The 12,865-nt window shown below is 58.2% G+C and carries 7 protein-coding genes and 2 pseudogenes; all 9 read left to right on the top strand.

Features of this window, described 5'->3' with window-relative positions; all coding sequences use genetic code 11:
* Positions 1 to 45 precede the first annotated feature (45 nt).
* The 9 genes and pseudogenes from V5B40_RS03290 (at position 46) to V5B40_RS03330 (ending at position 12,864) form a co-directional block, all read left to right on the top strand.
* Positions 46 to 366 carry a c-type cytochrome gene (locus V5B40_RS03290; protein ID WP_332353186.1) on the top strand — a complete coding sequence of 107 codons (321 nt, stop codon included), beginning with the start codon at positions 46 to 48 and terminating at the stop codon, positions 364 to 366.
* Between the two features lie 10 nt (positions 367 to 376).
* Entirely contained in the window at positions 377 to 712 is a 336-nt protein-coding gene (locus tag V5B40_RS03295) for a c-type cytochrome (RefSeq protein ID WP_169068236.1), read from the top strand.
* Positions 713 to 1,114: 402 nt separating this feature from the next.
* Positions 1,115 to 2,275, top strand: a pseudogene (locus tag V5B40_RS03300) (Fic family protein).
* Positions 2,276 to 2,278: 3 nt separating this feature from the next.
* Positions 2,279 to 2,407, top strand: coding sequence for a hypothetical protein (locus V5B40_RS03305; RefSeq protein ID WP_332353187.1), 129 nt, complete (start codon positions 2,279 to 2,281; stop codon positions 2,405 to 2,407).
* 176 nt (positions 2,408 to 2,583) lie between these two features.
* Entirely contained in the window at positions 2,584 to 3,054 is a 471-nt protein-coding gene (gene brxF / locus V5B40_RS03310) for a BREX-3 system P-loop-containing protein BrxF (protein ID WP_332353188.1), read from the top strand.
* Between the two features lie 18 nt (positions 3,055 to 3,072).
* A pseudogene (locus tag V5B40_RS03315) lies at positions 3,073 to 6,809 on the top strand (DUF6079 family protein).
* 104 nt (positions 6,810 to 6,913) lie between these two features.
* Positions 6,914 to 8,779, top strand: coding sequence for an RNA-binding domain-containing protein (locus tag V5B40_RS03320; RefSeq protein ID WP_332353189.1), 1,866 nt, complete (start codon positions 6,914 to 6,916; stop codon positions 8,777 to 8,779).
* On the top strand, positions 8,776 to 11,634 hold the full coding sequence (locus V5B40_RS03325; RefSeq protein ID WP_332353190.1) for a DNA methyltransferase: 2,859 nt from the start codon (positions 8,776 to 8,778) through the stop codon (positions 11,632 to 11,634). The genes V5B40_RS03320 and V5B40_RS03325 overlap by 4 nt, the downstream gene beginning before the upstream one ends.
* On the top strand, positions 11,635 to 12,864 hold the full coding sequence (locus V5B40_RS03330) for an AAA family ATPase (RefSeq protein WP_332353191.1): 1,230 nt from the start codon (positions 11,635 to 11,637) through the stop codon (positions 12,862 to 12,864).
* Position 12,865: the final 1 nt, after the last annotated feature.

Raw genomic sequence — 12,865 nt, forward strand, 5'->3', positions numbered from 1 at the left:
GCTCGCGGGCCAAGTTTTCAGACCGCCTTTTTTAGAGAGATAACGATGAAAACGATTCTCGGTTTGATGGTGTTTGCAATGGCTGGCGCAGCGTTCGCGCAGGCGCCGGTGGGCAACGCCGAGGCGGCCAAGGCCAAGACCTCGATGTGCGAAGGTTGTCACGGCGTTCCGGGTTACCGGACAGCTTCGCCGCATGTGTATCACGTGCCGAAGATCGGTGGGCAGCAGCCGGTGTACCTGGTCAATGCCTTGCAAGAGTACAAGTTGGGGGCACGCAGCCATCCGACCATGCGCGCCATCGCCGAGAGCCTGTCCGAGCAGGACATGGCGGATCTCGCGGCCTACTATTCCAGCCTGCAGAAATAAAGGATCGACCATGAAAGCGAGCTTACTTATCGCTCTGTTGGCCGTCGTCAGCTCGTCGGCCCAAGCCGGGGCTGGCGCAGCGCCGCAAAAGGCCGAGGTCTGTGCGGCCTGCCATGGCGCTGATTTCAATACCCCGATTTCGGAAGACATCCCGCGCCTCGCCGGCCAGTATCCAGACTACCTGGCGCGCGCGATGACCGATTACAAGTCCGGCGCCCGCAAGAATGCGCTGATGAACGGCCAGGCAGAAAGCCTTTCGGCGCAGGACATCGAGGAGCTTTCAGCTTACATCGGCAGTCTTTCCGGCAAGCTGAAAGTCATCCCGCTGCACCGCTTCATTCGCTAAGGAAGTCTCTGCAAGCTCGCCGCGTGCGCGGCGACTTGCAATCACCGTCGTCGACGTGCTTTGGGGACAAGTCGTCATTGCGGCCGTCCTCTCCGCTATGGACGCCGAACTGTCGGCGCTAAGCCCGCCGCGACAAGAGCCGCGCCCTCAAGAACGCCATGATGCAGGAGTTGCTCAGCGGCAGGACCCGGCTGCTCTGAGCGCGTCGAGTCCGCAGGGTGGCCCGACCGTCGCCGGGCGGCGGCGGTGCCGTTTCTGGATCTGGACAGGCCTTCGCCGTCAACATCCGTCGGCTCTTCAGCAAAGATAAGTTTTGCGAAGGCATGAGCTAATAGCCTGTTGTTATGGTGATAATTGCAGTCGATTAGAGATAACTTCTCAGCCGTTTCCACAAAGAGCCCGATGCCTGCCTTTGTTCATCATGACTTGACGTGCTCAACCCGGCGTTCGATTCGCCGCTGGTGGATGTGTTGACCGAGCTGGAGCATCTGCGTCGCCTGCAGCTTCAGGACACCACGCCGGCGCCGATCTTCTTTCAGCTCAAGCACATTTTTCACATGCTCGAAAGCCTGGGGTCGGCGCGCATCGAGGGCAACCACACGACCCTGGCCGATTACGTGGAAAGCAAGCTGGGAGGCGCCCGCCAGCCGCCGTCCGATCAACTGCGGGAAATGGAGAACATCGAGTCGGCGATGATTTACGTCGAGGAGAGCATTCAACCTGGCGATCGCCTGAGCGAACACTTCATCCGCAAACTGCACGCCATCACCGTCGACGAGCTGGAGCGCGAGGGCGACGCCACGCCGGGGGCGTATCGGCAGCACGCAGTGCGCATTGCGCAGTCCGGCGCACCTGCCGCCTGAATTCATCCAGGTGCCGGAATACATGCAGGCGTTGGCGGCGTTCATCAACGAGAATCAGCCGCCGAAATATGACCTGATCAAGGTGGCGCTGGCGCACCATCGTTTTGGCTGGATACACCCGTTCGGCAACGGCAATGGCCGGGTGGTACGCCTGCTGACCTATGCCTTGCTGATCAAGTACGGTTTCAACGTCAAGGCCGGCGGGCGCGTGCTGAACCCCACCGCGGTTTTCTGCAACGATCGCGACCGCTACTACGCCATGTTGGCCAGCGCCGATACCGGTACGCCGGGCGGGCTGGAAACGTGGTGCGTCTATGTATTGCAGGGCATTCTGGACGAGTTGCGCAAAGTGGATCGGCTGACCGACTTTGGTTACCTGAGTAACAAGGTGCTTGCGCCCGCGATTGATTACGCGCGAGAACGGGAGTTGATTACGGCCAGCGAAGAGCGGGTTCTGCACATCGGCGCCAGGAGCGGCATGGCCAAGGCAGCCGATCTGGCGGCCGCGATGCCGGGGATGTCGGCGGCACAGCGAACCTACCAGATCAGGAAGCTGGTCGAGCGCAGGATGTTGTTGCCGATCAGGGAAGGGGCGCGGCAATACACCCTGGGGTTCAGCAACAGCTATCTGCTGCGCGGGATCGTTCGCGCCTTGTCGCCGGAAGGCTTCATTCCCCCGACGCTCAACCGGGCGGACTGATCCATGCCTGAAATTCCCCGTTCCGAACGCAGGACGCAAAACCGCGTGGTCGATCCGTTTACCGACAGGAGACGCGCCGATGCTCTCGCTTACCGCTACCTCGGCGAGTGGGCCAGGCGCGCGAACAACTAAGGTGGCGGTGGCCGCTGAACCAATAGCGACAACCCGGGATGAGCGCCAACTTCGCTTGTAGGGGGGGGCGTTACAGGAATATGATTCACCGCTTATACCATCAAGATAACGGTGGCGGCAGGGCAAGCAAAATAACAACTCGCCCTCACGCGGCGCGGCCAGGGGGTATGCCATCAATGCTTGAAAAACTTGAACGCTTGGCCACCGAAGTCGCAGCCCTCCACAGCAAGCTGATCCTTCTTGTCGGCGCTCCGCGTACTGGCAAGACGGCACTGCTGGTTGCGTTTGGAAAGCGGGCAAAGACTGAACCGATGAACGTTGGTTCGGAGCTGGGTCGCCGGCTTGCGGCAATCCCGCGAAAACAGCGCCACCTGCAGACCAACGCCATTCTGCGTGACCTAACTGATCAGCATGCGAGCGGCGACCTGCTGCTACTGGACAACATCGAGATCTTGTTCGACCGCTCTCTCCAGCTCGATCCGCTCGATCTGCTGAAACGACACGCTCACGCCAGACGCGTCGTGGCCGTTTGGCCAGGCGAATTGCAGGGCGACACAAGAACGGGCCGGCTGACTTATGCCGACATGGGGCATCCCGAACATCGCGACTACGCCCTGACCAGCCTGATCCCCTTTGAAATCCAGTAACCGAAAAGAGAACAACACATGCGTTACGGCGATCTCATTCAATTCGAACCGATCGAATCGGTCATCCAACTCCTCGACGCCAATCGGCCCGACGAAGCCAAGAAGCTCGTCGCGACCTATGTCATGTCCGACGACATGGCCGAGCGGATCGCCAAGCAGATGATTCCGCAACTCTCCTTCGACGCGTCCGTCGACCACATGGGCGTGCTGGTGGTTGGCAACTACGGCACCGGTAAGTCGCACTTGATGTCGGTGCTGTCCCTTGTCGCCGAGGACGCGGCTTACCAGCCCATGATCCGCCACCCCAAGGTCGCAGATGCGGCGGGACAGATCGCGGGCAAATTCAAGGTCCACCGCATCGAGATCTCCAGCCAGATGTCGCTGCGGGACATCATCACCCAGGAGCTTGAGCTCTTCCTTGAAAGGAACGGTGTCAGCTACTCGTTCCCGGCCGCCGACAAGGTGGTCAACAACAAGGCGGCGTTCGAGGAAATGATGGCCGCGTTCGCCGAGGTTCACCCCAACCACGGTGTGCTGTTGGTGGTCGACGAGTTTCTCGACTACCTGCGGTCCCGCAAGGATCACGACCTGGTGCTGGACCTGTCGTTTCTGCGTGAGATCGGCGAAGTCACCAAGCACCTGCGTTTCCGCTTCGTGGCCGGCGTGCAGGAAGCCATCTTCGACAGCAGCCGTTTCCAGCACGTCGCCGACAGCCTGCGTCGTGTGAAGGACCGCTTTACCCAAGTGCTGCTGGCTCGGCAACACGTCAGCTTTGTGGTCGCCGAGCGCCTGCTGAAGAAGACCGCTGACCAGCAGAACAAGATCCGGACTTACCTCACCAAGTTCGCCAAGTTCTACAGCTCGATGAACGAGCGCATGGACGAGTACGTGCGCTTGTTCCCCGTTCACCCGGAGTACATCGGCACCTTCGAGCGGCTGATCTTCACCGAGAAGCGTGGTGCCCTGGTCACCCTGCGCGACCAGATCCAGGCCGTGCTGAATGACGAAGTTCCCAACGATCGCCCAGGGCTCATCGGCTACGACCAGTTTTGGGACACCGTGACCTCCAACTCGGTGCTGCGCTCCGATCCCAGCATCGGCCCCGTCCTGAAGGTGTCTGAGGTCCTCGCTGAACGCGTCCTGAAGGCATTCGCCCGGCAGGCGTACAAGCCGATGGCGCTGCGCGTCATCGCGGGCCTGTCGGTGCATCGGCTAACCACGGGCGGCGACATCTACGTACCAGTCGGGCCGACCGCTGCCGAACTGCGAGACACACTGTGCCTGTACCAGCCTGGAATCGAAGACATGGGTGGCGACCCGGCGGACGATCTGCTCACCGCTGTGCAGACCACCCTGCGGGAGATCGTCAAGACGGTCAATGGCCAGTTCATCTCCAAGGCCCCGGACACCGAACAGTACTACCTCGACCTGAAGAAGGACGTCGACTACCAAACCCAGATCGAAAAACGCGCTGAAGCGTTGTCAGACGACGTGCTGGACCGCGCCTACTACGGTGCCATCAAGCAGTTGATGGAGCGCACCGACGAGAACAATTACGTCACCGGTCACCAAATATGGCAGTACGAGATTGAGTGGCAAGACCGCCGCGTCCACCGCAGCGGCTACCTGTTCTTCGGCGCGCCGAACGATCGGCCCACCGCCCAGCCCGAGCGCGATTTCTACGTCTACTTCATCCAGCCGTTTGAGCCGCCGCGCTTCCGCGACGAAAGCAAGTCGGACGAGGTGTTCATTCGGCTCAAGGTGCTGGACGACGCCATCAAGCGCCATCTGTCGTTCTACGCGGCAGCGCAAGACCTTGCCTCCACTGCCAGCGGCGGCGCAAAGGCCATCTACCTGGACAAAGCGAAAGACGCGCTGCGCGACATGAGCAAGTGGCTGCAGGAAAAGCAGATGAATGCCTTCGAGGTCACTTACCAGGGCAAGTCCAAGACCCTGCAGGATTGGGCCAAAGGCGTCTCCATCCGCGACAAGTTGCGCCTGGGGTCTGACGAGCGCGCGAACTTTCGCGACATCGTCAACGTCGTCTCTGGCCTGGCACTCAACCAGCAGTTTGCCGAGGTTTCGCCGGAGTACCCGACATTCCCGGTGCTGGTCACCGAATCCAACCGCAAGCAACTGGTGAGTAATGCGTTGAAGGCGCTGGCCGGCGGCACGCGCACCAAAGACGCCAATGCCGTGCTCGACGCCTTGGAGATGCTGGACGGTGACCGCATCGAGCCAGGCCGATCACGCTACGCTCAAGAAGTGCTGAGCCGCCTGAAGGCCAAGGGGCATGGCCAGGTGCTGAACCGTAGCGAGCTGCTGAACGGACAAACCGACGTGGAGTACTTCCACCCGGTGAAATTCCGCCTGGAGCCTGACCTGCTGGTGGCCGTGCTGGGCGGCCTCGTCTACTCCGGCGACATCGTGTTGGCGATCACTGGCGACAAAATCGACTCCGGCAAGATCACCCTGCTGGCCGAGCGCGGGCTCGAAGAGCTCAAGCAGTTCAAGCATGTCGAAGCGCCGAAAGAGATCAACGTCGCCGTTCTGCGTTCACTGTTTGAACTACTCGGCCTGTCGCCCGGCTTGGCGCAACTGGCCGCGCAAGGCTCTGAGGAACCCGTCAAGCAGCTTCTCGAAGCCGTCTCCAAGCTGGTCGGCCGTGTCCTGACGGCGGGTACGGATCTGCAAGGCAAGCTCACCTTCTGGGGCAAGCCTCTGCTCACCGACGACGAAACCCGTGACTGGCGCACTCGCCTGGAAGCGCTGAAGACTTTCACCGAGGGTCTGACGCCGTACAACACGGTCGGCAAGCTGAAAAACCTGCGCATTGGCTCGGACGACATCGACGCCCAGAAGAGGAACCTCGATGTTTTGGCCGCCGTCGAGAAGCTGCTGGCTCTGGTGACTGAGTTGGGCAGCACAGCAGCCTACCTGTCCCAAGCCGAAATGGTGCTGTCCAGCGATCACGCGTGGGTCAAGCAGGCGCAGAGCGCTCGCAAGGACATCCTGGACAAGCTCGCGCTGGACCGCAATGCACAGCATGCCGCCCAGAATCTGGCATATGGCCGGCAGACCCTCGCCCAGCTCAAGAAGGACTATCTCAACGCCTACATCGCCCAGCACAGCGAGCGCGCCTGGGTGTGGCCGAAGACAAGACCAAGTCTGCCTTGCGCAAAGACTCGCGGCTGGTCGCCATGCGCGCTCTGGCAGGAATCGCGCTGATGCCCACCAGCCAACTCACCGCCTTCGACGACAAGCTCGACAAGCTCAAGAGCTGCGCGTCACTGGTGGAGTCGGAGCTAACTGCCAGTCCCTACTGCCCGCACTGCAGCTTCCGCCCTGCCAATGAGCAAGGCGACTTCCTGCCGGCCGCCAATGTGCTCAAGCAAATGGATGAGGAACTGGACCGGCTTCTCGACGGCTGGCAGCAGACGCTGCTCGACAACCTGGACGATCCGATCATTCAGGCCAACCTTGACCTGCTGAAGGCATCCGCCCGTGAGTTGATCAAGAAATTTGTGGCGGCTAAGAAGCTGGCCGACCCGGTGACCCCGGACTTTGTCAGCGCCGTGCAGGAAGCGCTGTCAGGACTGGAGAAGATCGGCGTCACCAGCGAAGATATCAAGAATGCCCTGCTGCAAGGCGGATCACCAACCACGCCGGATGACCTCCGCAAGCGCTTCGAAACTTTCCTGAACGATCGCTGCAAGGGCAAGGATGCCAGCAAGTTGCGGTTCGTGGTGGAGTAGAACCATTCAGCCACAAAAACTCGGTCGCAAATCCATTTGCACCATCCGAACTGGAGAGTCGGCGCTGGCGGGACGGCGCCTTAGCGCTACGGGCCAAGCTGATCATGGATAGAAAAGAATTGCAGGCACGCCTCCAGTCGATTGAGTGGAGCGACATCGAATTCAAGGAAGCGGCGTGGGCCGCGCCCAGGGATTCGCTGGAAACCGTCAGCGCTTTCGCCAACACGGTGGGCGGGCACTTGGTATTTGGCGTCAAGCAGGCCAACGGCACCTTCACCATTACCGGTGTCACCAATGCCGACGAAGTGCAGAACACTTTTCTCGGCTGGGTACGCGATCAGAACAAGATCAGCGTATTCCTGCCGATCAATGGATCAGTTCATTCCTTGGCTGAAGGCACGGTACTGGCCTTCTATGTACCCGAGGCCAATCGCAACGAAAAGCCCGTGTTCATTGATCGCACACCGCACAAGGCATACATCCGCCGTGGTGGGCGTGACGACACCTGCACGCACGACGAACTGCTGCGCTTCATCCGCGACGCATCGAACATCCGCTACGACGCCGAACCGCTGGATGTCGATACCAGCCGTTGCTTCGACGAAACCTCCGTGCGCTGGTATCGCACCCGTTTCGCCGCCAGCAACCCCGGCAAGGATACGGCGGCTGACGACACCACCTTCCTGCGGAACTGGGGCTTTCTGGTTGAGCAAGGCGGCGTGCTGCGCCCCACCCGCGCCGCCATTCTGGTGTTGGGCAGCGGCGAATACGTCCGCCAGGTGCTGCCGCGCATGGTGACCGACGTGCAGTTCTACCGCAACGCCAGCGCCGACTACGACTCCGCCGTGCGCTGGGCCGACCGCCTTACCGTGGAAGACAATCTCATCAAGGCGTGGCAGTCCATCGTCGAGTTCTACTTCCGCCACAGCGAGCGCCCCTTTGCCGTGGATGCCAGCACTTTGCGCCGCGACGACGATCCACCGGACTACATCTCCTTCCGCGAAGCCGCCATCAATCTGTTGATCCATCAGGACTTCGGCGACACCACCCGCGTGCCGGTCATTCGCTTCTTCCGCGACCAGACCGAGTTCTTCAATCCCGGTGACGCCTTCGGCTCGCGCGAGCAACTGCTCGACCCCGGCGACAAGGAGGTTCGCAACCCCAGTATCGTCAACGCCTTCCGTCGTATCGGCCTATCCGACCAGGGCGGCACCGGCGTGCGCGCCATCTTCGACGGTTGGCGCAGGCTGGGCTACCTGCCGCCGGAAATCGAGAACCACAAAGCCGAAAAGAGCTTCCGCCTGCGCCTGCGCAAGGAAAAGCTCATTACCGAAGCCCAACTTCTGGCACAGGCAAGCCTGGGCGTGAGCCTCTCCGGGCAGGAAGCCGATGTCTTCGCTTACCTCACCCGCAAGGGTCAGATTGACATTGCCGACGTGAAGGCGCTCACCGGCCTTTCCGGTGCGGACGCCCGCCAGCTTGTCCAGCGGCTCACCGTACAAGCCTTGCTGGTGGCGCAAGGCGAAACCGGCAACGTATTCGATCTGGCCGAGCATTTGCGACCTCGCTTCTTGGCCGGAACACCCAGCGTTCCACCAGATAATCAACACGTTGCAGCGGAACTTGGCGGCGAAAAGAGTACCGATCAAGCTACCGATCAAGCTGGCGCAAGTGCAGGCGAGCTTGATCGGTCACTTGATCGCTTGTCCGACGTGCAGTGGCGGCTCATCGGGTTTGCCGACGTGCCGCGTTCGATGGCGGAATTGATGACCCACACGGGCTTCAACCATCGCCCGCACTTTGTAACGACTCATCTGGAGCCACTGCTGGCGGGCGGCGTGCTGCGCCTGACCCTCCCTGACAAGCCACGCTCCCCCAAGCAACAATACGTGCTCACAGATGTCGGGGTAAGACTCAAGACGATGCATGGGCAAGCTGGTGTCGCAACCGAGCAGGAACCAGAACAATGACAACCTCCCACTCCCTATTCGCCGACGAGCCTAAACCATCCGGCCCGGTTGAATGCCTCGGCCAGACATTCCCAAGCGACGCAGCCCGGCGCGAGCACTACCTGGCGATTCTTTGCGAAAAGCTGAAAGATCCAGCCTTCCGCGAGATCGAGGGATTTCCCATCGGCACGGACGAGGACATTCTTGCACTGTCCGATCCACCCTATTACACCGGCTGCCCGAATCCCTTTATTGAGGATTTCATCAAGTATTACGGCAAGCCCTATGACCCTTTGGTGCCTTACAACAAAGAGCCATTTTTTGCTGACATTAGTGAAGGGAAATACGATCCCCTTTACAAACTTCACCCATATCACACCAAGGTTCCACATAGAGCAATCATTCGTTATATCCTCCAGTACACATCGCCTGGTGACTTGATACAAGATGCTTTTGCGGGGAGCGGTGCAACTGGAATAGCAGCTCAGCTTTGTGGAAACCGTGAAGTGGTGCAATCCCTTGGCTATAAGGTTGATTCAGAGGGAATTATTTATCGGGAGGAATTAGAGGATGGCAAGGCCAAATGGATACCGTTTTCCATGTTGGGTGCTCGCAAATCCATCCTCAGTGACCTGTCTCCAATAGCCAGTTTTATTGCATACACATACAACACACCATCCGATGCGCATCAATTTCAACGGACTGCTCAGCAGATATTGAAGGATACAGAAGACGCGACCGGCTGGATGTTCCAGACTCTGCACAACCCTACCAGCGATCAAATTCATAGTGCAATAACCAAGATTAAATCTGATGAAAGCCTTGAATTACATAAAACCTGCGTGGTCGGCCGGGTCAATTACACCGTTTGGTCTGATGTATTTTCATGCCCAGAGTGCGCCAGTGATGTCGTGTTCTGGAACTCAGCGGTCGACAAAGAGGGGGGAAAGGTAAACGATAAATTTCCATGTCCTTCATGTGGCGCAGAACTCACTAAGCGTTCAATGGCGAGGAAGCGGCATAAGTTTGTAGACCATTACTTGGGCGAAGTAATTGAGCAAGCCGTTCAGGTTCCGGTCATGATCAACTACAAGGTTGGGAAAAAGCGTTTTGAAAAGGTGCCGGACGCGGCAGATCTAGCACTAATCAAGAAAACAGAATTAATTCGAACGAGCGATTGGTGCCCAACGTTCCAGCTCCCCTTTGGATTCAATACTCGACAGCCGATTGAATCACACGGATTGACTCACATTCACCATTTTTACACTGGTCGAAACAGGATTGCTCTTGCGGCATTTAATGCGCGCTGCAAGCATCCACTGCTTAAGTCGTTAATAACAACTGTTGCATTTCGGATAACCAAGAGGTACGGACTGACTTATCAGGCTGGTATCTGGGGTGCGGGCGGCGGCCCGACTAATGGCACTTTATACATTCCATCGCTGGTTAAAGAGCTCAACATGTTTGAGATGCTTGACAACGCAATCTCAAAGTGCGAGTCAAAGGGTGAGATAACGGCTTATGAGGCCATCATATCCACTCAGTCAGCTCAGGGGATAAAGGTGCCCGCTAACTCGATTGACTATGCATTTATCGATCCGCCGTTCGGTGCAAACATTATGTACTCAGAGCTCAACTTCCTCTGGGAAGGGTGGATTGGCGCCCTGACAGACAATAAATTCGAGGCCATTGAAAGCAAGGCTCAGTCAAAGTCATTAAATGACTACAGAAAGCTCATGACCGATGGACTTCACAAAGTTTTTGAGGCACTTAAACCAGGACGGTGGATTACCATCGAGTTTTCGAATACACAGGCTAGCGTCTGGAATGCGATCCAGACCTCCTTACAGGAAGCAGGTTTCGTAGTTGCAAACGTTGCTGCGTTAGACAAACAGAAGGGAAGCTTCAAAGCGATCACTACAACCACCGCCGTCAAGCAAGATTTGGTCATCTCCGCCTACAAACCCAACGGCGGTCTGGAAGAACGCTTCACCAAGACAGGTGGCAGCGAGGATTCGGCTTGGGATTTTGTCCGCACTCACCTGAAATACCTGCCAACCGTAAAGCTCAAGAATGGGCAAATCGAGTTCGTCGCCGAGCGCGATCCGCGCATTATTTTCGACCGGCTGGTGGCCTGGTTTGTCCGGCATAGCTTCCCGGTACCGCTCTCCAGCCAGGAATTCCAGGGGGGTCTGTCACAGCGCTTTGCGGAACGGGATGGCATGGTCTTCCTGCCCGAGCAGGTCAGTGAATACGACAAGAAGCGGATGCAAACCACCAAAGCGCCGCAGATGGAAATGTTTATCGCCGATGAACGTTCGGCCATCGACTGGTTGTCCGACTTCCTGAAGAAAAAACCTTCGACCTATCAGGAAATCCACCCCGAGTTCATCAAACAACTGGGGGCAGGCTGGAAGAAGCACGAAGCCAAGCCGGAACTCTCGTATTTGCTCGAAAGCAACTTCCTCTGCTACAACCCCAAAGATAAGGACGGCATTGAAGTGCCTTCGCAGATTCACAGCTATCTGTCGACGAACTGGCAGGAGTTTCGCAATCTGGAGAAGTCCGACCCACGTCTGAAAGCCAAGGCGACTGACCGCTGGTATGTGCCCGACCCGAGCAAGGCGCGTGACCTGGAAATGATCAGGGATAGGGCGCTACTCAAGGAGTTTGAGACCTACCGTTCCTTTACTGGTCGCCGCCTGAAAACCTTCCGGCTCGAAGCGATGCGCACCGGCTTCAAGCACGCGTGGGGGAACCGGGACTACGCGACCATCATCAGCGTCGCGCAGAAAGTGCCGGAAGAGGCGCTGCAAGAAGACGAGAAGCTGCTGCTCTGGTACGACCAGGCACTTACCCGCATGGAGGACAAATAGATGGCTGTCATCGAAGGGTTTCGGGTACAGAACTATCGCGCATTGCGCGACGTGACACTAGGCAAGCTTTCCGGTCAGCAAGCAGGCGAGCCATTGACGCCTTTCGCTGTGGTAATTGGCAAGAACGGTGTGGGCAAGAGTACCTTGTTCGATGCCTTCGGATTCGTTGCGGATTGTTTGTCTGCCGATGTGGAAAGCGCCTGCGACATGAAACAACGAGGCGGATTTGATCGTCTTCGTTCATTGGGGATAGATGAGCCTATCCGGTTTGAAATCTATTACCGCGAAGCGCCCAATGAGCGGCCGATCACCTACGAGTTGGCGATTGCGTTGGACCCATCGGGCAGGCCCTTTGTCGAAGCCGAGCTGCTCAAGCAGCGTCGCAAGGGCCAGAAGCACGGCCGGCCGTATCCCTTTCTGCGACTGCACCACGGCAAGGGCACTGTATGGGCGGGTGAAGAAGCCGTTGAGCTTGAAGGAGAGGAGGATCGTGCCCAGACCCCGGTCGAACTGACCGACACCCGGCAACTCGGCATCGCCACTCTGGGCACCCTCAAGGAGCATCCCCGTATCAAGCGCTTTCGAGACTTCCTCAAAGGCTGGTATCTCTCTTACTTCTACCCGGATGCGGCGCGCAGTCTGCCGAGCGCTGGCCCACAGCGGCACTTGAACATCCACGGCGATAACATTGGCAACGTTGTGCAATTCATGGAGCGCGAGCACAAAGCGCGGTTCAAAACTATCCTCGAACGCATTGCCGCCAAAATTCCGGGGATTGCCAGCATCGACACGCAGGTGACTGAAGACAAGCGTGTGTTGCTGCGCTTCAACGATGGCGCTTTTGACGACCCATTCTTCGCCCAGCAGATGTCAGATGGCACGCTGAAAGTTTTTGCTTACCTGCTGTTGTTGGAAGACCCTGATCCGCCACCGTTCATTTGCATCGAAGAGCCAGAGAACGGTCTCTATCACAAGCTGTTGGAGGCGTTGGCCCAGGAGTTCCGTTTGCATGCCACCGGCAAGAAAAACGCACCACAAATTTTCGTAACCACGCACCAGCCCTACTTTGTTGATGCGCTAGCGCCTGAGGAAGTGTGGATCCTGGAGAAAGGCACGGATGGTTATTCCACCGTGTGTCGCGTCTCCGAGTTGGTAGATGTAAACAACCTCGTGGCTGAAGGCTTACCTTTGGGTGGCCTTTGGTATAGCGACTATCTTGATGCGAGGTGAG

The organism is Candidatus Accumulibacter meliphilus (genome assembly GCF_036625345.1).
Taxonomy (GTDB): domain Bacteria; phylum Pseudomonadota; class Gammaproteobacteria; order Burkholderiales; family Rhodocyclaceae; genus Accumulibacter; species Accumulibacter meliphilus.